Source organism: Gracilibacillus salinarum, from assembly GCF_022919575.1.
Lineage (GTDB): Bacteria > Bacillota > Bacilli > Bacillales > Amphibacillaceae > Gracilibacillus > Gracilibacillus salinarum.
In genome coordinates this window covers 1,708,049-1,733,353 of sequence record NZ_CP095071.1, presented here as the reverse complement: position 1 = coordinate 1,733,353, position 25,305 = coordinate 1,708,049, and the positions used below count along the sequence as shown (strand labels likewise).

Sequence of the window (25,305 nt, the reverse complement as noted above, 5' to 3'; positions counted from 1 at the left end):
GGGCGATGAGTCTGTACATCCTTTATTTTAGGAGTGTCCGATTAAAAAAAATTGAAGTTAACTTACTTTGGTTTATACTCTTTTCCACTTCGAATATAATAGGCAACAAAGTGTAAAGCATCATCTAACGACCATACTTCCCAGTTGTCTTTTCTTTTATTCCAATCGCCTGGAATATAATGATGATGGTGTGGTTCTGATTTGAAATGTAATTCAGGTGGGGTATTTTTTTCCGCGTGAGGATCGTTTCCCCATGCTGTAATGTGTTGTTTGTGTTTCCCTTTTTTAGGGATGATGATCTTCCATTGGTACATATATTTTTTTACTATTCCATCTTTATATTTTTCAATTGCATGTAATCCAGTTTTACCGTAAACAGGGTGTTCAATAAATGGAAATAAAACAGATAATAAATTGGTTGTCAGCTTCATTTTAGGATAAACCTTTTCCTTAACAGGAACGTAAGAATAAGTTTCAAAGATATCTTCGAATTTTTCTATTAAGATGGGAAGGTCAGCCGGAAAAAGAGGCTTGTGAATGTCAGCATATGTTCTGTTCTTCATATTCAAGCCCCATATACTTTTTCTTTTAAATCTCGAAGCTCGTCTTCTAGACTTTCCCACTCGTAATAGTCAGGCAGGGTGTCCGCATCATTTTTATCTGCTTTTTGGAAAGCTTCTTTGACAGTATCTGCTTTGTATTTCATTTGAAATTCTAAAAGCTCATCTACGACCTCTTTTAGACGTTCTTCCGGTTTTTGATTCCATATTTTTTTTTGTTGAAACATCATTTGTACTCTAATCGCATAAACCGTGTCATGCCAGAGTGGAATCATGTGTTTTGGAATGCGGTAGTGAGAACTATTGTTAAGGTATTCGAATCCTTGTTTTACATATTTGTTTAAGGTTACTGTTGATACGCCGAGCTGTTCTGCAGCATCGGATGGCTTCAAAAGATAAGATTGATGATAGTCGAAGGCAATCTCCTTTCCGCCAATCTGATAATACCATTGTTCAACATCTACTTTAAATTTACCAAATTCATAATTATTTGTATATGGGTGGTTTGGACTGGCCAAGTGATCTAGCCATTTCAGTAAAGCAGTCCGGTTTGTATCTGAGGTGATAAATGAATAGTTAAAATGAAGTTGTTGCGTGTTCACATAGATGCTTTTAATTCGGTAACTATATACCCCCATCATCATCATCACGAGCTGACTAAGAATATAGCTGGTTTCTTTTTCAATCTTTGGCTTGTTATGCTCTTTAAAGGCTTGTTCAATTTCTTTTCCGGTTTCTTTATATACAGCAAAACTCATTATTCCCACACCTCCTCACCTCCATTATAGCTTCCTAGTTAATGAAAAGTCAATTTCATTAACCTTAGTTTATATTAATTTCATTAACACATTCTATCCATTCGTTGCTGTACTAATACACATGGGATTTATCACGACGCTAACCGTAAAACCCTCACTTTATCTTCTTTAACTATATGCACGTGAATAGGTAGATAGACTTTATATGGCTCTATCCCCTTTCTTAAATAATGATATATAAGGCTTCACCCAATAATATCAATTAGGATAAAATAGATTATCCCAAGAAACTACAAATCAACTACTTCAACCGAAAAGCCCCACCATCCATCACCTCCACATCCTCCCGCATCCCAACCTGCTTCATCAACCGGAACAATGCCGCATCTTTATACTTCGCTTCAATCATACAGTCAATCTGTGGAACGGATCCGTTTATCTCTTTTAAAAATCGAAAAAACATATCGACATCGATATAGTCGGCATGGTGTCGCATTTGTTCTTTGCTCTTGGGACTGGAGATATGCATTTTAATAGGAAGCGGCGAGTGCTTCCATGTCTGAACAATCCGTTCCCAGTTTTCCGTCCAGTTATCTTTTTGATGATGAGCAAGGTGATGATGATAATCGAAGACGAGAGGGATGCCTAATTTCTCGCATAAGAACAGCGTATCATCTAGCGTGAAGGAGGTATCATCATTTTCCAGCATCATCATTTGTTGTATCGTTCTCGGGACAAGCATCCAGTTGTCGATGAAGCGCTCCAGTGATCTCTCGGTTTCCTTATATTTACCGCCAACATGAATGACGCAGCGATGCTCAGGGTTGATGCCCATTCTTTTGAGCAACAAATAATGCATTCTCAGGGTCAGAATGGAATTTTTCAGTATCTCTTTTTTGATAGAATTTAACACGACAAAATGGTCCGGATGGAAGTCAATCCGCATGTGATGCTGCTTTACATAGTTACCGATTTCGATCAATTTCTTCCGTAATGGCTTCATATAATGCCAATCCAGCAGTTCCTGATGATTGGCTAGTGGGATAAGTCGTGAGGTCAGACGGTAAAAAAAGATGTCAGATGCTCGGTTATGCTTTAAAATTCGTAACGTGTTATGTAAATTATCGAGGGAGATTCGCTCTAATTTGCGAATGGCGGCTTCCCGATCTCTTATGGTTTCAAATTGCTTAAAAGTCATCGTTTGAGAAGGTGAGGCATTTTTTACATATTTACTCATGGCCACATAGCCTAGTCGGACGATTGTCATAGTTACCTCCTGGCATGCATAGTGTTACTGTTAGCTTTCCTTTATTTTCTTATATTTATGTAACCCTTTATGCCTTCAAACGTATCTATGGATGGGGAGTGGATGATGATGATGAAAATAACGAAGACTAATCAGCTGTATCAGCTAGCCTTTATGCCGAGATTTTTTCCGGTGAACTGTTATATTGTAGAGGAGGAACAATCCCTTACACTTGTTGATGCAGGATTACCTTTTTTCAAGAATGCGATTGTCAAAGCTGCGGCTGAAATCGGTAAGCCAATTGAAAAGATAGTCCTCACACATATTCATAGTGATCATATTGGAGCGTTGGCTGGATTGAAAGCCGATCTGCCGGAGGTGGATATTTTCGTACCTGCTGAAGATTTGAAAATGCTGAAGGGTGGGCTGAAAAAACAAATCAATCGTGTGCCATTTCAGCAAATTGAAGATGGTACTCAAATCGGTTCTTTGAAAGCGATCCTGTCACCTGGGCATTCACCGGGCAGTATGTCTTTTTTGAATGTGAACGATCATAGTCTGATAGCAGGGGATGCCTTCCAGACATTCGGCGGATTAGCTGTTTCCGGAGATGTCCGCTGGCAGTTTCCGTTTCCTGCCTGGGCTACATGGGATAAAAAAAAGGCGGTGGAAACAGCAGAGCGATTAGCGAATCTGCACCCTTCTGTGCTGGCGGTTGGTCATGGCGATTTGTTGTTTCATCCGGATAAGCAAATGAAGGCTGTTGTAGAACGTGCGCAACTAAGCTGGATGTAAGAGTTGCACAAATTGTCAGAATATGTTGACAAAAGGTAATGTGTGCTTTAAAATAACAACATTGCTATTTAAAAATTCATACTATTTTCATTCTTATCCAGAGAGGTGGAGGGACTGGCCCTGCGAAACCTCGGCAACGGGTTTTATTCTGTTTACGGAATAAAAAGAGCGTGCCAATTCCATCAAGTGAACCGTTCACTTGGAAGATAAGAGGAGTTTAATACATACTTATTGAATCTTCTCTTCTAAGAATGAAGGGAAGATTTTTTTGTTTTAAATTCATCTGAAGACACTACACAATACGGTAGAAAAGAGTGAGGCTATGATTGAGTTTCAGAACATCAGTAAGACGTACACAACGAACGACAGGAAAATAACTGCAGTGGATCAGGTTAACTTATCGATTGACCGGGGTGAAATTTTTGGCGTGATTGGTTTTAGTGGCGCTGGAAAAAGTACCTTGATACGCTGTGTCAACTTGTTGGAAAGGCCCGATATCGGTAAAGTCCTTGTTAATCACAACGATCTGTTAAGTCTATCAAAAAGTGAATTGATAGACGTGCGCCGAAAAATTGGCATGATTTTTCAACATTTTAATTTACTAGAATCGAAGACTGTCTTTCATAATGTTGGTTTTCCATTATCGTTAGCGGGAGTACCGCGGGCTAAAATCAAGCAAAAAGTAGAGGAATTACTAGCGTTTGTCGGATTAGCGGATAAAGCGGATCATTATCCGGAACAGCTGTCTGGCGGACAGAAGCAGCGTGTCGGCATTGCGAGGGCATTGGCTACTGACCCGGAGATATTGCTTTGTGATGAAGCGACCTCTGCATTGGACCCGCAGACAACGAGTTCGATTCTTGATTTATTGCGAAAAGTAAGAGATGAGTATCACATTACAATTTTAATGATTACCCATGAGATGCAAGTAATTAAAGAGATCTGTGATCGTGTAGCAGTCATGGAAGAAGGCAGGGTCATCGAGGAAGGTTCGATCTTTGATGTCTTTTCTAATCCACAGCAGCAAACGACGAAGAATTTTGTCAAAACGGTTATGAACGACGAGCTGCCGCAATCGGTGATGGACAAGGTGACGCATTCACAAGGCAATAGCGCCATCTATCGGTTAACTTTTGAAAATGATTCGACGGAAATGCCGCTTATCTCAGAAGTTGCCAAGCGATATGATGTGCACACCAATATTTTGTTCGGGCAGATCGTGGAGCTGCAAGGCCGTCCATTCGGTAATTTGGTCGTCGAATTGCGAGGAAAGTCCAGTGACATCCAACAGGCATATCAGTTTATCAACAGCAGAGTAAGAGTAGAGGAGGTTACAGCAGATGGACATTAAGTTAATGGATTTTTGGCCAAGAATTTTGGACGCGACCCTGCAAACACTGCAAATGGTAGGATTCTCGCTGGCATTTTCTTTAATTTTAGGACTACCACTGGGGATTATTCTAGTGATCACAAGACCAGGTAATTTATATGGTAATAAGCCATTTTTTAATGTGCTGAATGGCATAATTAATTTCTTGCGATCGATTCCTTTTATTATTTTGCTTGTTGCTATCATACCGTTTACTAGATTGCTGATTGGGACGACGATTGGTACAGCGGCAGCAATTGTGCCGTTAGTCGTTTTTGCAGCACCATATATTGCAAGATTAGTAGAGAGCAGTCTGCTGGAAGTATCACCTGGCATGATTGAGGCAGCAGAAGCGATGGGTGCGAAGCCTTGGCAAATTATTTTTCGCGTCATGGTTCCAGAAGCATTCAGTTCTTTAATTTTGAATATTACGATTGCGACGATCGGGATCGTTGGTGCATCGGCGATGGCTGGTTTTGTCGGCGGTGGTGGACTGGGCGATTTAGCGATAGCATACGGTTACCAGCGTTTTGAAACAGATATTATGATTGTGACGGTTTTACTGCTCGTATTAATCGTACAGCTGATTCAATCACTAGGAAATACATTATCCAAAACATCACGAAGAAGGTAGGTTTTTTCATTGAAAAAGAAATTATTGGTCTTATTAATTTTAATTGCAGGAATTCTGGCAGGCTGTGGCAGTGACGATTCAGCGAGTGCCGGGGACAGTGAAAGTGAAGAAGTAACATTGAAAATCGGTTTGAACGGTTCGGGTGTTCCGATCTGGGAATTTGTGAAAGAGAAAGCTGCGGAAGAAGGCATTAACCTCGAGCTTGTAGAATTCTCCGACTATGTTCGTCCTAATATGGCTTTAGCAGATGGCGATATTGATTTAAATGCTTTTCAGACGGTATCTTATTTTGATTCTTTTATTGAAGAAAGAAATCTTGATTTAGCACCAATTGCAACGACAATAATCGCACCAATGGGTTTTTATTCTGAAAAAATTGAAGATATAAGTGAAGTTCCAGACGGCGCTAAAATTGCACTGCCACAGGAAGCCACTAATATGGGGCGTGCGTTACTTTTAGCTGAGAAAGCTGGTTTGATTACATTAGAAGAAGGATTTGACGGAAATGGCGATCTGTCTGCTATCGTTGAAAATCCAAAAAATCTTGAATTTGTACCAATGGTTGCGGCACAGACACCGCGTGTATTGCCTGATGTTACGGCATCAATCATTAATAACGGGGTAGCTGTGGAAGCAGGCTTCGTACCAGTGGAAGATGCGATTTTTATTGAAGATGATACAGCGACACCTTACATCAACATCATCGCTGCACGTTCAGATGAGGTAGATAAAGAGGTCTTTCAGAAGTTAGTAGAGATTTATCAAACGGAAGAAGTGGCAGCACATATTGAAGAGGTATTTAATGATTCATTAATTCCTACATTTGTGCCGTTGGATCAGATTGGCTGGTAAGGGAGTGAGGGGATGATCGTTGTCCCCTCCTTTTTTTACACGTTAGGAAAGTATAAAATTTTAGCATAGAAGCATTTCGACGTAGTGAAAATTTAAAATGTAATAAGTATAAGAAAAACTGCGGCACTCGCTAATGGACGAGGCGAATGCCGAGTTTTTCTAAAAACATTAGAAATGAATGGGGGAAGCATCATGTTGGAACAGATTATAATCGAAGAAATTGAAAAAAATATCGCGACGTATCTGGATATCAGTCATCAAATTCATGCCAATCCTGAACTTGGTAATGAGGAGTTCTTTGCATCAGAGTTATTGCGAAATCGCCTCAGTGAGCAAGGGTTTGCTGTACAGTCTGGCATTCCGGAGCATGAGACAGCATTTATTGCCCGATTCGCTTCGGAAAAACTAGGGCCGAAGATCGGTTTTTTGGCAGAGTATGATGCCTTGAAAGGTTTGGGACATGCTTGTGGTCACAACATTATCGGGACGTTGAGCGTTGCGGCTGCGATTGCATTAAGTAAAGCACTTGATCAAATTGGCGGGGAAGTCGTGGTATTCGGTACACCAGCAGAAGAAGGCGGACCAAATGGCAGTGCGAAGGGAACCTTTGTCAGACATGGACTCGTCCAGGAAATGGATACGTGCATGATGATTCATCCGTATGACAAAACGGCTGGTACAGCACCAACATTAGCGGTGGATCCGATCGATTATGAGTTCTTCGGCCGTCCTGCCCACGCAGCAGCGAAGCCGGAAGATGGTATCAATGCGTTAGACGGTGTGATTCAACTTTATAATGGCATTAATGCATTGCGCCAGCATGTTACCGATGATGTCCGCATTCATGGGATTATCCTCGACGGAGGCGATGCGGCCAATATCGTACCGGAATATGCAAGAGCGCGTTTCTTCGTTCGTGCGAGCACACGAAAAGCTTGCGACGAGGTGACGGCAAAGGTTAACAAGATCGCAGAAGGTGCGGCACTTGCAACCGGTGCTGAGGTAAAATACGCGCGCATCCAAAATGGTGTCGATGATTTTAACATCAATTCTGCTTTTGATGCTGTATTCAAGGAACGTATTGTGGAACTGGGCGAAGACTATCATGAAAGATCAGAAGGTATCGGATCCAGTGATGCAGGGAATATCAGTCAGGTCGTACCAACGATTCATCCTTTTATTAAGATTGCAGAGAGCGGAACCTCTCCGCATACGATCGCATTTCGCGAGGCAGCAGTCTCGGAAAAAGGTGACCAGGCGTTGATTACCGGTGCGAAGGCACTAGCGTTAACTGGGCTTGATTTGATCACAAAGCCTGAGTTGTTAGCAGGAATTAAAGAGGAATTTGAGAACAAGGTCCATGTGTGATGGACCTTGTTTTTTATTGTACGTTAGGAAAGTATAAAATTTTAGCATAGAAGCAGTTCGACGTAGTGAAATTTTAAAATGTACCAAGTATAAGAAAAAACTACGGCACTCGCTAATGGACGAGGCGAATGCCGAGTGTTTCTAATACGGCAGAAAATTTTAGCAATAAAGAATTGCTAATAGACGTGGCTATTGCCGTGTGTTTCTAATGTGCTGTTCGAATCAGTTGGGATGCTTGGCTATTAGCAGTTGCTGATACATCTGGATTGATAGCAGCTTTTTATCGCAAAGTTAGACAGACGCAAAGACGATGATGTGACGAACTTCAGGCGAAAGGAGGTGCAGGAGCTGGTCGAACGCATGAAGATGAGAGAAGTTCAGGCGAAAGGAGGTGCAGGGGCTGGTCGAACGCATGAAGATGAAGGAACTTCATGCGTTGGACAGTACATAAGGTTGTCCAACACATGAAGATCAGAAAACTTCTAGCAAAGAGCTTGCAATAGTTCATGAAATGCATGAAGAGTCAGTAGTCTATCTCTCGAAATCTATATTTTCTTTATGGTTACCTATCCATATGGCTGTTTCTTTTGGTTGGGTTTCCATGATTTGTTTTCCGTTACGATAAGATGCTACAACTTCTGCTTGTTTGCGGATAGCATCGTAGACATTGGTTGCATTTAAAATAATAAAGCTAGCTGGTTTTCCAACTTCGAGTCCATATCTTTCTGAAATATCCATTGTAACAGCGCTATTTTCCGTTATAAAGTTGAAAGAATCCATGATCTGGCGATAGCCCATCAAGTGGGTTGCATGTATACCCATGTGTAATACTTGCAGCATGTTGCCGGTACCTAGTGGATACCACGGATCAAAAATATCATCGTGACCAAAGCTGACATTGATGCCTGCTTCTGTTAATTCTTTCACTCTGGTGATTCCTCTACGTTTCGGATAATCGTCGAAACGTCCTTGTAAATGAATGTTTACCAGGGGATTAGCAATAAAATTAATGTTGGATAGGCTCAAGATTTTCATTAATTTCGAAACATAAGCACTGTTATACGAATGCATAGCAGTGGTATGACTAGCGGTAACTTTACTTCCGAGTCCGCGTTTATATGCCTCTGCTGCCACTACTTCGACAAAACGTGATTGCTCGTCATCGATTTCATCGCAGTGAATATCGATTAAGCGGTCATATTTCTCCGCCAAGTCGAATGCTATTTTCATCGATTCTACACCGTACTCACGAGTGAATTCGAAGTGTGGGATCCCGCCCACCACATCTGCTCCCATTTGTAGAGACTCCTCTACCAGTTCACGACCATTCGGATAGGATAAGTAGCCTTCTTGTGGAAAAGCGACGAGCTGGAGGTCAACGTATTCTTTCATTTCTTCTTTAACTTCAAGTAAAGCTTTCATTGCCGTTAAGGATGGGTCACACACATCCACATGACTACGAACGTGTTGGATACCTTGTGCGATTTGCCACTTAAGTGCTTTGGTTGCACGTGTTTTAACATCTTCTACTGTCAGTGATTTTTTACGCTCTGCCCAAGTGGCAATGCCTTCGAACAATGTTCCGCTTTCGTTCCATTTTGGTTCGCCAGCCGTTAAAGTGGTATCCAAGTGTACGTGTGGTTCGATGAATGGTGCGCTGACTAATTTTCCATTAATGTCGAGTCCTTCTTCTACTTCTTTTGCAGGTTCGATTTTTGTGAATTTCCCGTTTTCGATATGAATATTCCATAATCCTTCCTGATTAGGTAAGGATGCGTTTTGAATAATCAAATTTACACCTCTCTTTGTTGTTTTGCAATTGGTTCTGCTTGCAGTTTTTTATCTAATATTAACGTCCATCCTACATATACCACAACTGATCCAATAATGCCATTCAGAGGTGGAATGCCAGGTATAAATTGTGCTGAAGCAAATCCTGCTCCCCATGCGATGATAGCTGACCAATGAATGGCTTTGAATGACATTTGCTCAAATGAAGGATAGCGTCCTTTTCGTAATAGAAAGAAGTCTGCTAATAATATCGCACCGATTGGTGGTAAGGCAGCGCCGAGTATCGTTAACCAGCCAACGAAATTATTGTACAGCCACATTGCTAATATTGTTCCGATTAAACCATTGAAGATGACGAGTTTGCTTTTTTTTATCTTCGTAATGTTAGAAAAACCTAAGCCGGATGCGTATAAAGAATTATCATTCGTTGTCCAGATATTCAAGCCTAACACAATGATTGCTGGAATAATTAAACCTTGCACAAACATTACTTCTGAAATATCAGCCAGTCCGGTCGAAATAGACCCTACTGCACCAAATAAGAACATGAGTGAATTACCAATAAAAAAAGCAATTAATGTTGTGATGACGGCCGATTTTTTTGTTTTGGCAAATCGGGCAAAGTCAGGTGTTAACGTACCACCACTTGCGAAAGAGCCGACACAAATAGTTAAGGCTGCTGCTAATCCCAGACTGTTTTCTGGCTGATAAGCAAATAAATCATGTAAACCGCCCATGTCATCGATAGCAATACCTACAGAAATACTTCCCAAAATGGCGATCGCTGGTACAGCAACAAAACTTAAAATCGCCAGTGCCTTCATTCCGAAGAATGCGGAGAATGTCATAACAATACCTGAAATAATAATTAAAGTTAGCATGTCTATGCCAGTCGCTTTGTTGACCGGAACTGCAAACATGGCAAGACCAACTCCGAACCACCCTACCTGTGTTCCGCCTAATAAAAAGGAAACAAGGTAGGAGCCTTTTTCTCCGAAGGCATAACGTGCTAATAGGTGTGTGGACAGCCCTGTTTTTGCAGCAATGTAGGCAAGGCCACCTGTATATAAACCAAGAATTAAATTTCCTAATAAGACCATCCAAATAAATTGCTGCATTGATAGACCAAGCCCTAATTCACCACCTGACAACATACTTGCCGAGAAAAAGGTGAATCCTAGCATAACGACGAACATTTTCCAGAAACCATTTCGATGTGATGCTGGTACTGCTTGTAATGAAAATTCTTTATCCATGTAAAATCCCCCTACAGTTTACTGGTACCTTTTTGTAAACAAAAAGAGTTTCTTGTCAGGTAGACAAGAAACTCTTCGCACAAAAAGTCCACATTGCGCAGAAAGCAATGTTAACGTGTGAACCGTAGTCCTTGTCAGCCTCACTGGACTGATTTAAAGGTACCAATATGTTATTGAACGTATTATCTCAATTTCAACAAGAAAAGTCAAAGCTTTTTAATTTTGATAGAATATCTAACAATCATTATTAGATTACTAATATTCTCTGTAAGATCATCTTACTACTCCTGTGTAATGCTTGTCTTGATATTGTAATATTTTAGTTGTTACGGAGAAAAACTGGGTTAATTGTAACAAATCTAACAAAAGAGAAGTAGAAAGGGGATTACGAATGGCGGGTAAGAAATGGCTGTTTTTGCTAACGTGTTTACTTACATTGGGGGTATTTTTGGCGGCTTGTTCCGGAGGTGAGGAGACGAGCTCGGATGATGGTGCAGATACAGAAGCACCGGCAGAATCAGAGGATACAGGTGAGGCGGAAGAAACAGACAGTGCGGAAGGTGAAGAAGCGCTGGCTGCTGATCAAACGTTTGATATTAATATAAAATCGGAACCACCTTCCTTGAATCCAGGTACTGCAACGGATACAACCTCTGCGGCAGTATTGGATCAGGTGTTTGAAGGGTTGATGCGTATTAATCAGGATGGTGAGCCGGAAGAAGCGATGGCGGAATCCTATGAAGTGTCAGAGGATTTAATGACATATACGTTCCACATTCGGGAAGATGCTGTCTGGTCTAATGGTGATCCGGTCACAGCCGAAAATTTTGAATATGCATGGAAATGGGTGTTGAATCCAGATAATGCTGATACCGATTATGCGTATCAATTGTATGTAATCAAAGGTGCACAGGCTGCCAAGGAAGAAGGCGGTTCTTTGGATGAGGTTGGTGTGACAGCTGTCGATGAGAAAACGTTAGAAGTTACTCTTGCGCAACCGACTCCGTATTTCTTAGATTTAACTGCGTTCTATACGTATTATCCTGTTAATCAGAATGTCGTGGAAGGCACGGATGACTGGGCGTTGGATGCTGGCGAAAATTATGTGACAAACGGTCCCTTTTTACTAGATTCGTGGGCACATCAGGATCAGGTAGTCTTGAAGAAAAATCCTGATTACTGGGATGCAGAAACAGTGACTTTAGAAACGATTAACATGTATATGATTGATGATGAAAATACAGCACTGGAAATGTATAACGGTGGTGAGCTCGATTGGGCAGGTTCTCCTACTGATTCACTTCCGTTAGCATCGATCCCGGCATTGAAAGAAGATGGTTCGTTAAATATCGCGCCATTAGCCGGCTTATATTATTATGCTTTTAATACAGAAAAAGAACCATTTAATAACGTTAATATTCGGAAAGCATTTGCCTTAGCGATCAACCGCGCGGGAATTGTGGAGAATATTACACAAAGTGAGCAGCAGCCGGCGATGGCACTCGTCCCTTCTTCGATTTGGGAAGAAAGTAATGAAGGTTATTTTGCCGACAATGATATCGAAACGGCCAAAGAATATCTAGAGACTGGTTTAGAAGAGATGGGGCTGGAAGAGTTACCCGCGGTTGAGCTATCTTATAACACAAGTGAAGCACACGCAGCTATTGCACAGGCGATTCAGGATATGTGGCGAGAAAATCTTGGCGTGGAAGTGACGCTTCGAAATGAAGAATGGAATGTCTATCTAGACAGTATGGGCAGCGGTGATTTCCATGTTGGCCGTATGGGCTGGTTAGGTGACTTTAATGATGCGATTAACTTTCTGGAAATCTTCCGTGCAAAAGGCGGCAACAACTATACGAACTGGGAAGATGCAGAATACCAGGATCTGTTAGAGCAGTCAAGAACAGCGACAGATGAAGCGGAGCGAAAAGTAATTTTACGTCAGGCAGAAGCAATCTTTATGGAAGACATGCCGATTGCGCCTATCTATTTCTACACAAGCGCTTGGTTAAACAAGGATTATGTAAAAGGTGTGGAAGTATCTGGATTAGGTGGCGTCCAGTTTAAGTGGGGTTATTTAACAGAAGAATAAGCATTTGTTTTTTTACAATATAAGGTATATAGAAAAACTGTATACCTTATATTGATTAATCTTCATGACAGCTAAGACTCCTAAGATAGAAAAGCGATGATAGGAAATTAGGAGTGAAGTCCATTCACTTCTTTTTTTCACGATAGGAAAGTGAAAATTTAGAAGTACTAAAGTATAAGAAAAACTTCGGCACTTGCTAATAGACGAGGCGAATACCGAGTTTTTCTAACGTTACCACGGATTTCGGAGGTGTGGCGTTGATAACGTATATAGTAAAACGATTGGGATATATCATTCTATCTTTGTATTTCATTATTACGATTACCTTTTTTCTTATGCATGCGGCACCTGGCGGACCATTTGCTTCAGAACGTGCATTGACACCTGCCATCGAGGAGCAGATGAATGAGGCGTATGGGTTAAATGATCCGATTCTGGTGCAATATGTCGATTACCTGGTTAATGCTTTTACCTTTGATTTCGGTCCTTCATTTAAATATGTCGGCCAAGAGGTGAACGATATTATTATCAGAGGACTCCCTTATTCGCTTGTTTTAGGGTTGGAGTCCATGTTCATCGCCCTTGCCGCAGGTGTTTTGCTCGGCGTAATTGCAGCGGTGAAACATAATAAATTCGGTGATTATACCGCGATGATCATTGCGGTATTAGGAATATCGGTACCAAGCTTTATTATGGCAGCTGGTTTGCAGTATATTTTTGCGATTCAGATGCAAGTATTACCGATTGCCAGATTCACGTCGTTTGCCCATACGATTCTGCCTGCCATTGCACTTGCATCCACTCCGCTCGCATTTATTGCACGACTGATGCGTTCCAGTATGCTCGATGTATTAAGCATGGATTATATTAAGACGGCAAAAGCAAAAGGGATTGGCCAACGAGTAGTGACCTACCGACATGGGCTCCGCAATGCGATTCTTCCGGTAATTTCTTATATTGGTCCCTTGATTGCTTCGATATTAACGGGAAGTTTTGTCATTGAAAAAATATTCGGTATTCCTGGATTAGGTAACGAGTTCGTCGTCAGTGTAACCAATCGGGATTATACCGTGATTATGGGTACGACTGTATTCTACAGTGTGCTGTTACTCGTATCGATTTTAATAGTGGATCTGATTTACGGTTTCGTGGATCCACGAATTAAGTTAGGCGCTAAAGGAGGCAATGGCTAATGGCACAACCACAACTAACGCAGGAAGATTTCGAACCGATTACGATCAAGCCTTCTGAGTCAGAAAAGGTGTCCGGTAAAAGTACATCTTATTGGAAAGATGCCTTCAGGAGGTTCCGTAAAAATAAATTGGCGATCGCAGGAATAGTGGTGATCGTATTTCTTGCGATCATGGCTGGAATTGGTGGTCCAATATCGGGACAGAATTACTTTCAAAATGACTTGATGAATGCCAATAAAGCCCCTTCTTCTGAGCATTGGTTCGGTACCGATAATCTTGGCCGTGATGTTTTCGCACGAACCTGGTACGGAGCACAGATTTCCTTGTTTATCGGTTTAATGGCAGCATTAATCGATATCGTAATTGGTGTGATATGGGGCGCCATTGCCGGTTATTTTGGCGGAAAAGTAGACGAAATCATGATGCGGATTGCGGACATTTTATATGGATTGCCTTATTTACTTGTCGTCATTTTATTACTCGTGGTTTTACCGCAAAAGCTCTTTACACTCATTATTGCGATGACGATAACGGGCTGGATTAATATGGCCCGGATTGTGCGTGGTCAGGTGATGCAGCTGAAATCACAGGAATTTATAATGGCGTCAAAATCATTGGGAGCAAGTAATAGTCGATTGCTAACCAAGCATCTTATTCCGAATACAATCGGTCAGATTCTTGTAACATTAACGTTGACGATTCCGACAGCGATTTTTACGGAATCGTTTCTAAGTTTTATCGGTATCGGGGTGCAGGCTCCGCTCGCAAGCTGGGGGACGATGGCCAATGATGGGTTGCCCGCCTTGCAATATTATCCGTATCAGCTTTTCTTCCCGGCGCTGTTCATTTGTATTACGATGCTAGCCTTCAACGTAATTGGTGACGGAATGAGAGATGCATTGGATCCGAAAGAGCGCAGATAACTGGGAGGGATACGTGATGAGTAAATTATTAGAAGTGAAAGATTTAACGATCTCATTTGATAGCTATGGTAAAGAAGTGCAAGCGGTAAGAGGGGTAAGCTTTGATCTTGATGAAAAAGAGACACTGGCGATTGTCGGTGAATCTGGTTCTGGAAAAAGTGTAACGGCACAGTCGGTGATGCGGTTAATTGAGATGCCCCCGGGTAAATTCGTTGATGGTTCGATTGTTTTTAATGGGGAGGATTTGGTACAGAAGTCGGAAAAACAGATGGAGAACATCCGCGGAAGGGAAATCGGAATGATTTTTCAAGATCCGATGACATCGTTGAATCCGACGATGACGATTGGTAAACAAATTGCAGAAGGATTAAGGAAACATCGCAACATGTCTAAAAAGGAAGCACACCATAAAGGAATTGAATTGTTGCGCTTAGTGGGGATTCCGACGGCAGAAGTGCGAATTAATCAATATCCTCATCAATATTCAGGCGGAATGCGCCAGCGGGCAATGATTGCTGTAGCGTTAGCCTGTAATCCAAAGTTATTGATAGCGGACGAGCCGACGACTGCATTGGATGTAACGATCCAAGCACAAATTCTTGATCTAATGCGTGGCCTGCAGGAAGAAACAGGTACGGCGATCATGATGATTACACATGATTTAGGTGTGGTGGCTAATATGGCGAGCCGGGTTGCGGTGATGTATGGTGGTAAGATCGTTGAAACAGGTACCGTTGATGAACTTTTTGAAAATCCGAAACATCCGTACACGTGGGGACTGCTGGGATCGATGCCGAAGCTCGATAGTGAAGAGGAGGAATTGCAGGTGATAGCAGGATCGCCGCCGGATTTGGCTGATCCACCACCAGGGTGCCCATTCGCCCCTCGCTGTCCGTATGCGATGAAGGCTTGTCAGAAACAGATGCCTGCCTATACGGAATTGTCTGCAACACAGCAAACGGCGTGCTGGTTATTGGATGAGCGAGCGCCAAGAGTAGAGATGCCGATCGAGGGAGGCGAACGAATTAATGCTTAAAGAAAAACTGGTTGAGGTAAGAGATTTAAAGAAACACTTTAAGTTAGATCGAAAACATACGTTGAAGGCCGTCGATGGCATTACGTTTGATATCTATCGTGGGGAAACATTCGGGTTGGTTGGTGAATCCGGCTGCGGCAAGTCAACGGCTGGAAGAACGATCATGCGCATGTATGATGCAACAGATGGCGAAGTTGATTATGCTGGTGAAAATATCCATCAACATTACTCCAAGCCAGAGCTGATGCGGTTTAACAAGTCAATCCAGATGATTTTTCAAGATCCGTACGCCTCGCTAAATCCGCGAATGACGGTGAAGGATATCATTGCGGAAGGAGTTGACATCCATGGCTTGATCAAAACACGAGCAGAACGAATGGAGCGTGTCTATCAATTGTTGGAGCTGGTCGGTTTAAACAAGGACCATGCTTCACGATTTCCTCATGAATTCAGTGGTGGCCAGCGCCAGCGGATCGGAATTGCCCGTGCATTGGCCGTGAATCCCGAATTCATCGTGGCGGATGAACCGATCTCAGCCCTCGATGTATCGATTCAGGCACAGATCGTCAACCTTTTGAAAAAATTACAGCGGGAACAAGGGTTAACTTACCTTTTTATCGCACATGATCTGTCGATGGTGAAGCATATAAGTGACAGGGTTGGCGTGATGTATTTGGGTAAAATGGTTGAAATTGCAGGGAGTGATGCCATGTATCGTGAACCGTTACATCCCTATACACAGGCATTGATCAGTGCCATTCCAGTTCCGAATCCTTCGCGAGAACGAACGAGGGAGCGAATCATTCTTGAAGGCGATGTCCCAAGCCCGGTAGATCCCCCAGCGGCTGCAGCTTCCGGACACGCTGCCCGCTGGCAATGGAAGTCTGTGCGGAAGTGGTGCCAGAGTGGCGGGAGCATAAGGAAGATCATTGGGTGGCCTGTCATTTATATGATGAGCGGTATCAGGAAGTGTAGTTGTAATGGGAGCGGACTCTTTTGGGGAGTTCGCTTTTTGTTTGCAAAAAGATGAACATAATTATTTGTGAATCGTTGATCGATTAATGATGAAAGTCCAGTGATAGTAAAACAAAGGGAACTTCACGGGAAACAAGTATCCTGAGGAGCACAAATGCATGAAGAAAGAGCAAGTTCAAGCGAAAGCAGTTCCCTGAGGAGCACAAACGCATGAAGAAGAAGCAAGTTCAAGCGAAAGCAGTTCCCAGAGGGGCACATACGCATGAAGAAGAAATAAGTTCAGTCAATAGTATTTACTCGTCTTTTTATCAATTAGAAAATGTCGTATTTACACTATATTTGGCAGAAGTGATGAGAATAATGGCTATTATATGCTTGAAGAGTTCAAACGATATGTCAATGGAGATCTGCTGCGATGGCAGTTTAATTAGACGTCACGATCTGAACAAATCTAACAGGGTATAATGTTACTTATTTTTATAATATTGCTCCATTTGCTTGTCAGCTCTCCCAGCCACTACTAGACAGCAATAAATCACGAATGTAATAAGTGACAGTATTCCTCCGATAATCCACCACATGCTGTTTGCTCCTTTATAAGATGATATTCTCATGAACTATTATTTACCTGAATTGAAAATTTATCCCTAAACGTCCGTAATACCCCACTTTAAGATTCGAGGAATAGATAAAAAGCTAAGAGGGAATAAAACGGACGATAACTGCCTGATAAGTCTCACTTTATACCTTTTGCCATATAGAAGTGAGGTTCGTTAATATATAAAATTTAAAAATCAGTAAAAATGCAAAATAACATATTTCAGAGTAGGTAATAACAGATTTTCATCTAGTAAAATGAAGGTTTTATATAGTATGTCATACTTGAAAATGATTTTTTACTCATTAGACGTTTGTGGTACTTCCTGCTATGATATTCACAACAAGGAGAAAGGTTCGCTTCAGTTGGATTCAATGGTGCCAAATTAAAAATCCCCACAACCATTTGTGGGGATCCAGCTTAATCCTGCTTCAGTTTAATCTCTTTCGAACCAGTAATTAAATAATTTAATTCTTCTTCCGGTATTTTGTTATACTCTTTTCGCTTGGCCAGGTAGAAAATTAAACCTAGGATAACCCATGCGGCCAATGCGATTCGGGATTCTAGTCCAAGAAATGCTGGTGAGCCTGGGAATAGCAGTAACACTAAGAAAGTGAGACTCGCTAACATGCCAAGGATAGAAATAACTTTCTTTACGGGTGAATATATCTGTTTTCCATTTCCTAAAGGGTTGTCTGCATTGAAAGTGAACATCGAAAATGCTGCATAGCATGTATAGAAATAGGCGATTGTTACACCAATGGATGACATGTCTACCACCCATAACAGCGCTTCGCGGCCGAACCAAGGTGAGAACATGGCAACGATCACGGTAAAAATAACGCCCCAGTATGGTGTTTTATATTTCGGATGCAGCTTTGAGAATCCTTCTGGTATAATCTTGGCTCTCGACATGGCGAATAATAGGCGGCTGGAAGATATAACAAAGCCATTCAGACCTGTGAAAATTCCCATCGTTAAGGCGATGACGAGTATGAGCAATCCGACTGTGCCGAGTAAATCCTGCACGACTTGTCCAGTTCCCCAAATGTAGTTCTCTTCAACGACACCTTGCCACGGTCTAATCATAGACGTGGTGATGATCATGAAGCTGTATAAAATGGCAGCTGCTAATATCGCAAAAACAATTAGTTTAAATGCTTTACTTGAAGAGAAATCAAACTCTTCGGCTGTTTGCGGGATGTTATCGAATCCGACATAAGCCCAAGGTGCGATAGCGACGATTGAAATGATGGCTGCCATCGCGCTCGTATCAGTTGGAAAGTATGGTTTGACGTTCGCTAAACCAGCTTCTGGCTGGACGCCGACCATCATCGTTAGTAATAGGATAGCCCCTACCATAACGAGACAGAAGATAAATTGAATTCTTCCTGAGATACTGCTTCCTCTAACATTAAAAAAGCCAAACACTATCAATACTAGTGAGGCAACAATAATTTCCGGTACGTATACTTCCCAGCCGGCAACATTATATAAATGCAAGTTTTCGATAAATTGTGGAAATACGAATTTAAACATCAATGCAAAGGCGGATGCGTTCAAGGCGACTATGCATATATAGCCTAGTGTTAAGAACCACCCGGAAATAAATGCATGCGTTCTTCCGAGGCTGATGTAAGCATAAGCAAATTCCCCTCCTGATACCGGGAAACTTTTGATTAAGAAGCCATAGCTGACGGCAATTAGAATCATTAATAATGCACCAATAAAAAAGCCTGAAATAACTCCTAATGGACCTGCCGTAGCCATCCAGTTAACGGGTTGGACAAATGCTCCCCAGCCAATTGCTGAGCCCAGAGCAATTGCCCATACCCAATGGGGCTTCAACGTTTTCTTCAGTGTTGTACGTTTCTCCATCTGTTCTTCTCCTTTAGACACCATGATTCACGTTAACAAAATCAACATGGTTAAAATGTCCGTATCCGCTAGGTTATTATAAATAGCCTTCAATAGCAAATTATATTGTAGAAAAACTCAGTGAATAACGAAGCTTTACTAATACTATTTACACGTTTCGTTTTGCTATTTTATCACGGTGCTAACCGTCTGTAAGTCTCCCGCTTCAAGCTTCGAGTACCACAAAGAAGCTAAGTGGGACTAACCCCTGATAAGTTTCGCTAATGATCAGTGAAAGTCAAAGACTCCCACTGATCAAAGTTTCACTTTATAATTTGGAACGCTAATATTTATGTAACATAAAAAAAGGATACATCTCCATATACCCGTTTTGCAAACATGTTAAACATAAGCATACAAATAGCTTAACCAAAAGCGGGAGATTAAACCCCCGCTTTGACTCTATTGCTGATATAAAGTTTCTCCTTCTTTCATCGTCGCTAAGATTTGAATGTCTTTGATAGATGCCTGATCTACCGTGAGTGGATTCTGTTCCAGGATTACTAAATCTGCAAGTTTTCCCGGAGTGATACTTCCTTTTGAATCTTCTTCAAAATATTGATAAGCAGCATTTATTGTCACTGCTTGTAATGCTTCATAGACAGATACTTGTTCGGATTCTCCAATGACCTGGCCGCTTCTTGTTTCTCGATTCACTGCGCACCAGACAGCATGCAGCATATCTGGCTGGACGACAGGCGAATCCTGATGAAAGTTAACCTTTAATCCTTTGTCAAAAGCAGTTCTTGCCGGACTGATTTTGCTACCGCGTTTCTCGCCAAGATTTTTCAGATGTACATCTCCCCAATAATAGGTATGCACATTGAAAATCGAAGGAATCATTGCTAAATCCGCCATTTTTTCCAGCTGATCTTCCCGTACCGTTTGGCAGTGAATCATCACAGGTCGAAGCAGATGTTTATTCGGATTGATCGATTCATCCAATGCTGATTCGTAGCATCGGAGTAATTGATCAGAAGCGGCATCACCATTGCTGTGTGTCAGTAACTGGACATCATCGTTGATAGCTGTCCTTGCAAATTCCGTTACTTGTTCATCATCAAACCAAGGGTATCCGCGATATTCATCTTCTCCTTCATATGGTTCAGATAGCCAGGCTGTTTTTCCCTGTGGTGATCCGTCGAGAAACAGCTTGAATCCTCCGAGCTTGAAGCGATTGTGATACATCTTTGCGTATTGACTGTATTCCGTTAACAGTTGCGTCGGTTTTTCCATCACGAGTGGATATGCAACAATATCGATCATCAGCTTGTCTTGTTCTGCTAAAGTGTGTAGAAGCTGCATGATTTCTTTGCTTGTAGCCCCGTCCTGACATGTTGTGATGCCATGTTTGAGATAGATTTCCTGCCCTTTTTGCATTAAGGCAGCATAATCAGTCTCGGTGTCACGGGTAAGCTGTTCACGAATGGCCATGATATTAGCTTCCTCCAAGTAGCCGTTCGGTTCCATCGAGCCTTTTACTCTCCCGATTTTCCCGCCTTCAAGGTCCTGGGTGTGTTCATCAATACCAGCAGCTTGCAAGGCAACATCATTGACGCAGCCCATATGTGCGGACGTATGCATAACAGCAACTATTCTTTCTGTTGATACTTGGTTTAATATTTCTTTTGTAGGATGCTTCTCTTCTTTTAAGACATTATGGTCATAGCCGAATCCAATCACGGGATCGTTATCATTCAATTGATTTTTTACAATATAAGCTTTCATGGTCTCTACAATATCGTTAAAATCATCACAATTACTGAGATCGCACAATGAGGCAACAGGCCCAACCATGGAAACATGGCTGTGTGGATCAATAAATCCGGGCATTAATGTATGTCCTTCTAAATGCTCTTTTTCAGTATTTTCGTCGTGTAGTAAGGATACAAATTTGGATAACGGACCAACGTCTGTAATGACGCCATTCTCCACCAACACGGCTTCGACATGTTTATTGTTCTCATCCATGGTGATAATTTCTCCGCCATAGTATAGCTTTTTCATTTGTATATCCCATCCTTTCAGGTAAAAACAAAAGTCCACCGCATTCTCATCGTATAATCTTGGAAATGAATCGGAGGAATATCGTATATTGAATCATATTCGGGTTAGAAATGAAAGAGAAAAGAAAAGGGGATCAGTCATAATGGAAGAGATGTGAAAAAGTAAAATCTAGCTAACGTTGGTGACATAATTGGATTATCATCTTTCTTTTATCGCTAAAAGGCAAAAATAAGTAAATTCTGTAAAAGAGACAAATCCAGGAGAATACTTCCGAGAAATGCCCCTTTAAGAATTTCGTCAGCAATCTAGTGTATTTCCCTTTTGCTAATCAAAAAAGGGCATCTTTGAATAAAGTTATTCGACTTCTTTTTAGAGTAACAAAAAAGAGAGACAGCTTCCCGTCCCTCTCTTTTTTTCATTCACACCAACTTATAAACACGTGCTTCATAAGGTCTCAATACGCCATTAACCATCTGCTCTCCCGTTTCAACATCATAGTTGCTTAAGCATAACGAGGATGACCGCTGCAGCAGTGATTCTGGTAGTTCGTAAGTTGCTTCATCCTCGAATAAATTGGTGATGATCAGCATGGTTTCTTCGTCCGTGGTTCTTGTATAAGCGTAGATCTGATGATGATCATCTAAAATCAACTCGTAATCACCATATAAAAGTGCGGCATTGCTTTTTCTTACATCTATTAATTTTTTATAATAATGATAAATCGAATCGGGATCAGTGACTGCTTGGGCGACGTTGATTTCCTGATAATTTGGATTGACGCCAAGCCACGGAGTTCCCGAGGTGAATCCGGCTTGCTTATCTGTGTTCCATTGCATCGGGGTTCTGGAATTGTCGCGTCCATTTTTCCAGATGATCTCCATCATTTCTTCGTGGGATTTACCTGAGGCGATGCCTTCACGATAGCGGTTCTTGATGGCAATATCGTTATAATCTTCGATGGAATCGAACTGGACATTTGTCATGCCAATTTCCTGGCCCTGATAGATAAAAGGTGTTCCTTGCATGAGAAAGTATAAGGTTGCCAGGCATTTGGCCGATTTGTTCCGATAGTCTTCGTCATTTCCCCATGTTGAAATGGAGCGGGGCTGATCATGATTTTCTAAGAATAAAGCATTCCATCCATTGTCATGAAGGCCTTTTTGCCATTTGCTAAAGGTATCCTTTAAGGCGTGGATGTCGAGGCCGCCGCTTGCACTGGTGCCCCATAGGTCGAGGTGTTCGAACTGAAAAATCATATCAAATTTGCCGTTATCCTCACTGACCCATTCATCTGCCTGGTCGATGGATACTCCATTCGCTTCACCGACGGTCATGATATCATAGTGGTCGAATGTTTTCTGCTTTAATTCTTCTAAGAAAATATGAATACCATCACGGTTCATATGACCGTCAAAGGATGGAACGTATTTTTTGTTATCGGGGTTTGGTAAGTCAGGAAATCCGGGTGTTTTCTTAATGTGTGAAATTGCGTCAATGCGAAAACCATCAATTCCTTTATCGAGCCACCAATTGACCATCTCGTACAGTTTCTCTCGTACGCGAGGATTTTCCCAATTTAAATCTGGCTGTTTGCGGGAAAAAACATGCATGTAATATTCGCCCGTGTGCTGATCATATTCCCATGCTGATCCTCCAAAAATCGATTCCCAATTGTTTGGTTCCTTACCATTATCACCGGGGTGCCAGATGTAGAAATCACGGTAGGGGTTATCAATAGCAGAGCGCGACTCCAGAAACCAAGGATGCTCATCGGACGTGTGATTGATCACTAAATCCATAATTAATTTCATACCGCGGTCATGTACCTCGGTCAGCAGCTGATCGAAATCTTCCATCGTTCCAAAATCGTTCATGATCGCCTGGTAATCACTAATATCATAGCCATTATCATCATTCGGAGATTCATAGATTGGGGAAACCCAAATGACGTCGATGCCTAAATCTTGCAGGTAATCTAATTTTTCAATAATACCTGGAATGTCTCCAATGCCGTCACCGTTCGAATCGTTAAAACTTCGTGGATAAATTTGATAGGCGACTGCTTCTTTCCACCATTTTTTGTTCATGATAATCCCCCTAAGATGTTATCTGTGTATTTTTTTATCACGGTGCTAACCGTCTTTAAGACTCCCGCTGATTGAAGTCTCATTTCATATGAAGTGCAAGTACCATCTGTAAAAGATTGAAAAGCTTAGAAAAGCAATCAGTGAACCTGTGAAAAAAGGTAATAGAAATAATAAGCCGTTGATGCTGACATAGAGAATAACGACACTGACGAGCGAAATCACCACCGTCAGTAGTGGTCGTCCCAATGTAAGCAGAAACGCATTCTTCCAAAGCATACGTAAATTCATCTCAAAATGTGCCAACATCGAAAAGAAATGAATCGTATATACAAATAAAATCAGCCCAAATACCAGGAAAACGAATAAAAGCATAACATTACGTGAGCTGAGGTAGTAATAATCGATGCCCCAGATCGTCCAGACAGCAGTCAGAAGGATGCCACTGATACAGCTTTTACGATAATTCCTTACATAATAACGACAGAAGGAACTGAATATCGAATGCTGATCACGGTCTAATATCCAGTCTCTTATACAGGCAAAAAGCGCAGTGGAAGCTGGAAAGACTACGAATGGTGTAAGGATGATGATGCCGGCGAGCAGTACTGCGTTAACTCCGGTAACGATCATATTCAATAAGAGTAGTACAATGGGAAAGCTGAAAAGGAGCCACAGTACGTTGACGACCGCCAGCCGGGCTATCCAGTCAGTCACGCCATAAAACTTTCCTAAACCTTGATGCACAGTGAACGCCTCCTTGTTGTTTATAACTGTCCTAAAGAAAACCATTGGATACAGTCACACTTTATGCTTTTTGTGAGCTGGATATACTGGATTCCCGTTCCTCAATAAAAGTTGGTATGATCACACTTCTTTTGACAACAGACGGTTCCTTGATCTCGTCGATTAAACAACGCGCTGCCTCAAAGCCCAGCTGATAAATCTGTGTATCGACAGAAGTTAGCGGCGGGTTGGAAAATCGGCTGAAAATCGTATTGTTAAAGCTGATGACACTCATTTCTTCGGGTACCTGGATCGCAAGCTCGCGTAAGACGAATAAAATATGCATCGCGAACAAGTCATCGGTCACGACTAGAGCGGTTGGTGTCGTCGGCAATTGCATCAGTTCCTGCATCGATTCCCGCACGACTTCCGGTGATGCCGGGTTTTTGATAAAATCAGCACGTTCATTCAGCTGATGATTGCGAAGTGCGTCCTGATAACCGTGCAGCCGGGCATCTGTCACTTCAAATTCTTTATTGCCACTGATAAAACCGATTTCCCGGTGACCTAACGTAATCAAATGCTCGGTCGCTTCTTTGGCAGCTAAAACGTTGTCATTGTCGACATAGAGAATTTCATTTGGTCTGCCAAACGGTTTTCCAACTACTACGAACGGGATGTCAGCTTCCTGTAAATAGGAAATGACTTGGTCATCTTTTTTCGAATAGGAGACGATCAACCCGTCGACTTTTTTACCTTTTACCATTTTGACGACATCTTTAAATATCGCTTCTTCTGATTCGCCGGTGGTGATTGAAATACTATAATCCTGTTTATTGCAATAGGCACTGATTCCTCGTAATACTTCAGGAAAGAAGGGGTCATGCAGAGATTCACTTGCTGAATTCTTCATGACGATGCCGATTGTTTTCGTTGACTGCTGGACTAAATTTCGGGCATTTTCATTTAAATGGTAGCCTAATTCCTCCATCACGCTTCGGACTCTGTTCTTTGTTTTTTCACTAATTTTGGGACTGTCTGATAAAACACGTGAGACAGTAGACGCAGCCACACCTGCTTTCTTGGCAACGTCTTTAATCGTTACGGACATCCAATACACCT

21 protein-coding genes and 1 riboswitch are annotated in these 25,305 nt (G+C 41.8%); of the genes, 11 read left to right on the top strand and 10 right to left on the bottom strand.

The window, feature by feature from the left end; translation table 11 throughout:
* Nucleotides 1–62 precede the first annotated feature (62 nt).
* From MUN87_RS08150 to uvsE, 3 genes are all read right to left on the bottom strand, one after another.
* On the bottom strand, nucleotides 63–563 hold the full coding sequence (locus MUN87_RS08150) for a DUF6516 family protein (protein WP_244747219.1): 501 nt from the start codon (nucleotides 561–563) through the stop codon (nucleotides 63–65).
* A 2-nt stretch (nucleotides 564–565) separates the two neighbouring features.
* The gene (locus tag MUN87_RS08145; protein WP_244747218.1) at nucleotides 566–1,318 is read right to left on the bottom strand and encodes a MerR family transcriptional regulator; all 753 of its coding nucleotides are present in this window, start codon (nucleotides 1,316–1,318) and stop codon (nucleotides 566–568) included.
* Nucleotides 1,319–1,619: 301 nt separating this feature from the next.
* Nucleotides 1,620–2,585: a UV DNA damage repair endonuclease UvsE gene (gene uvsE / locus MUN87_RS08140; RefSeq protein ID WP_244747217.1), complete on the bottom strand. Its 966-nt coding sequence runs from the start codon at nucleotides 2,583–2,585 to the stop codon at nucleotides 1,620–1,622.
* A gap of 111 nt (nucleotides 2,586–2,696) precedes the next feature.
* On the opposite strand from uvsE, the gene MUN87_RS08135 reads away from it, so the two are divergent.
* The 5 genes from MUN87_RS08135 to MUN87_RS08115 all read left to right on the top strand — a co-directional run bounded on the left by MUN87_RS08135 (nucleotide 2,697) and on the right by MUN87_RS08115 (nucleotide 7,582).
* Nucleotides 2,697–3,359 (top strand): MBL fold metallo-hydrolase, encoded by a 663-nt coding sequence (locus tag MUN87_RS08135; protein WP_244747917.1) that lies wholly within the window; start codon nucleotides 2,697–2,699, stop codon nucleotides 3,357–3,359.
* Between the two features lie 90 nt (nucleotides 3,360–3,449).
* Nucleotides 3,450–3,572: riboswitch (SAM riboswitch) on the top strand.
* A 109-nt stretch (nucleotides 3,573–3,681) separates the two neighbouring features.
* Entirely contained in the window at nucleotides 3,682–4,710 is a 1,029-nt protein-coding gene (locus MUN87_RS08130; RefSeq protein WP_244747216.1) for a methionine ABC transporter ATP-binding protein, read from the top strand.
* A complete protein-coding gene (locus MUN87_RS08125; RefSeq protein WP_244747215.1) occupies nucleotides 4,700–5,362 on the top strand; it encodes a methionine ABC transporter permease in 663 nt (220 codons plus the stop codon). Before MUN87_RS08130 ends, MUN87_RS08125 begins: the two co-directional genes overlap by 11 nt.
* Nucleotides 5,363–5,371: 9 nt before the next feature.
* Nucleotides 5,372–6,214, top strand: coding sequence for a MetQ/NlpA family ABC transporter substrate-binding protein (locus MUN87_RS08120; RefSeq protein WP_244747214.1), 843 nt, complete (start codon nucleotides 5,372–5,374; stop codon nucleotides 6,212–6,214).
* A 192-nt stretch (nucleotides 6,215–6,406) separates the two neighbouring features.
* Nucleotides 6,407–7,582 carry a M20 family metallopeptidase gene (locus MUN87_RS08115; protein WP_244747213.1) on the top strand — a complete coding sequence of 392 codons (1,176 nt, stop codon included), beginning with the start codon at nucleotides 6,407–6,409 and terminating at the stop codon, nucleotides 7,580–7,582.
* A gap of 531 nt (nucleotides 7,583–8,113) precedes the next feature.
* Here MUN87_RS08115 and codA read toward each other — a convergent pair.
* Nucleotides 8,114–9,373 carry a cytosine deaminase gene (gene codA / locus MUN87_RS08110; RefSeq protein ID WP_244747212.1) on the bottom strand — a complete coding sequence of 420 codons (1,260 nt, stop codon included), beginning with the start codon at nucleotides 9,371–9,373 and terminating at the stop codon, nucleotides 8,114–8,116.
* Between the two features lie 2 nt (nucleotides 9,374–9,375).
* A complete protein-coding gene (codB, locus tag MUN87_RS08105; protein ID WP_244747211.1) occupies nucleotides 9,376–10,629 on the bottom strand; it encodes a cytosine permease in 1,254 nt (417 codons plus the stop codon).
* A 391-nt stretch (nucleotides 10,630–11,020) separates the two neighbouring features.
* Here codB and MUN87_RS08100 point away from each other — a divergent pair, with 391 nt between their 5' ends.
* From MUN87_RS08100 to MUN87_RS08075, 6 genes are all read left to right on the top strand, one after another.
* Nucleotides 11,021–12,724, top strand: a complete 1,704-nt coding sequence (locus MUN87_RS08100; RefSeq protein WP_244747210.1) for a peptide ABC transporter substrate-binding protein — start codon at nucleotides 11,021–11,023, stop codon at nucleotides 12,722–12,724.
* 257 nt (nucleotides 12,725–12,981) lie between these two features.
* Nucleotides 12,982–13,917 (top strand): ABC transporter permease, encoded by a 936-nt coding sequence (locus MUN87_RS08095; protein WP_244747209.1) that lies wholly within the window; start codon nucleotides 12,982–12,984, stop codon nucleotides 13,915–13,917.
* Nucleotides 13,917–14,840, top strand: coding sequence for an ABC transporter permease (locus tag MUN87_RS08090; RefSeq protein ID WP_244747208.1), 924 nt, complete (start codon nucleotides 13,917–13,919; stop codon nucleotides 14,838–14,840). The genes MUN87_RS08095 and MUN87_RS08090 overlap by 1 nt, the downstream gene beginning before the upstream one ends.
* Before the next feature lie 16 nt (nucleotides 14,841–14,856).
* A complete protein-coding gene (locus MUN87_RS08085) occupies nucleotides 14,857–15,876 on the top strand; it encodes an ABC transporter ATP-binding protein (RefSeq protein WP_244747207.1) in 1,020 nt (339 codons plus the stop codon).
* Nucleotides 15,869–16,906: an ABC transporter ATP-binding protein gene (locus MUN87_RS08080; RefSeq protein ID WP_439649648.1), complete on the top strand. Its 1,038-nt coding sequence runs from the start codon at nucleotides 15,869–15,871 to the stop codon at nucleotides 16,904–16,906. Before MUN87_RS08085 ends, MUN87_RS08080 begins: the two co-directional genes overlap by 8 nt.
* Before the next feature lie 155 nt (nucleotides 16,907–17,061).
* Nucleotides 17,062–17,316, top strand: a complete 255-nt coding sequence (locus tag MUN87_RS08075; protein ID WP_244747206.1) for a hypothetical protein — start codon at nucleotides 17,062–17,064, stop codon at nucleotides 17,314–17,316.
* Between the two features lie 553 nt (nucleotides 17,317–17,869).
* Here the strand turns inward: MUN87_RS08075 and MUN87_RS08070 are convergent.
* The 5 genes from MUN87_RS08070 to MUN87_RS08050 form a co-directional block, all read right to left on the bottom strand.
* Nucleotides 17,870–19,327, bottom strand: coding sequence for an APC family permease (locus MUN87_RS08070; protein WP_244747205.1), 1,458 nt, complete (start codon nucleotides 19,325–19,327; stop codon nucleotides 17,870–17,872).
* A 441-nt stretch (nucleotides 19,328–19,768) separates the two neighbouring features.
* Nucleotides 19,769–21,373 (bottom strand): amidohydrolase, encoded by a 1,605-nt coding sequence (locus MUN87_RS08065; protein WP_244747204.1) that lies wholly within the window; start codon nucleotides 21,371–21,373, stop codon nucleotides 19,769–19,771.
* Nucleotides 21,374–21,792: 419 nt separating this feature from the next.
* The gene (locus MUN87_RS08060) at nucleotides 21,793–23,460 is read right to left on the bottom strand and encodes a glycoside hydrolase family 13 protein (RefSeq protein WP_244747203.1); all 1,668 of its coding nucleotides are present in this window, start codon (nucleotides 23,458–23,460) and stop codon (nucleotides 21,793–21,795) included.
* Nucleotides 23,461–23,544: 84 nt separating this feature from the next.
* Nucleotides 23,545–24,204 carry a YesL family protein gene (locus tag MUN87_RS08055; RefSeq protein ID WP_244747202.1) on the bottom strand — a complete coding sequence of 220 codons (660 nt, stop codon included), beginning with the start codon at nucleotides 24,202–24,204 and terminating at the stop codon, nucleotides 23,545–23,547.
* Nucleotides 24,205–24,265: 61 nt separating this feature from the next.
* On the bottom strand, nucleotides 24,266–25,294 hold the full coding sequence (locus tag MUN87_RS08050; protein WP_244747201.1) for a LacI family DNA-binding transcriptional regulator: 1,029 nt from the start codon (nucleotides 25,292–25,294) through the stop codon (nucleotides 24,266–24,268).
* Nucleotides 25,295–25,305 lie beyond the last annotated feature (11 nt).

Coding starts and splice junctions, on each gene's coding strand:
- MUN87_RS08115 (WP_244747213.1), top strand. CDS start 6,407: ATGTTGGAACAGATTATAATCGAAGAAATTGAAAAAAATATCGCGACG.
- MUN87_RS08135 (WP_244747917.1), top strand. CDS start 2,697: ATGAAAATAACGAAGACTAATCAGCTGTATCAGCTAGCCTTTATGCCG.
- MUN87_RS08145 (WP_244747218.1), bottom strand. CDS start 1,318: ATGAGTTTTGCTGTATATAAAGAAACCGGAAAAGAAATTGAACAAGCC.
- MUN87_RS08090 (WP_244747208.1), top strand. CDS start 13,917: ATGGCACAACCACAACTAACGCAGGAAGATTTCGAACCGATTACGATC.
- MUN87_RS08100 (WP_244747210.1), top strand. CDS start 11,021: ATGGCGGGTAAGAAATGGCTGTTTTTGCTAACGTGTTTACTTACATTG.
- MUN87_RS08125 (WP_244747215.1), top strand. CDS start 4,700: ATGGACATTAAGTTAATGGATTTTTGGCCAAGAATTTTGGACGCGACC.
- MUN87_RS08070 (WP_244747205.1), bottom strand. CDS start 19,327: ATGGAGAAACGTACAACACTGAAGAAAACGTTGAAGCCCCATTGGGTA.
- MUN87_RS08080 (WP_439649648.1), top strand. CDS start 15,869: ATGCTTAAAGAAAAACTGGTTGAGGTAAGAGATTTAAAGAAACACTTT.
- uvsE (WP_244747217.1), bottom strand. CDS start 2,585: ATGACAATCGTCCGACTAGGCTATGTGGCCATGAGTAAATATGTAAAA.
- codB (WP_244747211.1), bottom strand. CDS start 10,629: ATGGATAAAGAATTTTCATTACAAGCAGTACCAGCATCACATCGAAAT.
- MUN87_RS08060 (WP_244747203.1), bottom strand. CDS start 23,460: ATGAACAAAAAATGGTGGAAAGAAGCAGTCGCCTATCAAATTTATCCA.
- MUN87_RS08075 (WP_244747206.1), top strand. CDS start 17,062: ATGAAGAAGAAGCAAGTTCAAGCGAAAGCAGTTCCCAGAGGGGCACAT.
- MUN87_RS08050 (WP_244747201.1), bottom strand. CDS start 25,294: ATGTCCGTAACGATTAAAGACGTTGCCAAGAAAGCAGGTGTGGCTGCG.
- MUN87_RS08085 (WP_244747207.1), top strand. CDS start 14,857: ATGAGTAAATTATTAGAAGTGAAAGATTTAACGATCTCATTTGATAGC.
- MUN87_RS08130 (WP_244747216.1), top strand. CDS start 3,682: ATGATTGAGTTTCAGAACATCAGTAAGACGTACACAACGAACGACAGG.
- MUN87_RS08150 (WP_244747219.1), bottom strand. CDS start 563: ATGAAGAACAGAACATATGCTGACATTCACAAGCCTCTTTTTCCGGCT.
- MUN87_RS08065 (WP_244747204.1), bottom strand. CDS start 21,373: ATGAAAAAGCTATACTATGGCGGAGAAATTATCACCATGGATGAGAAC.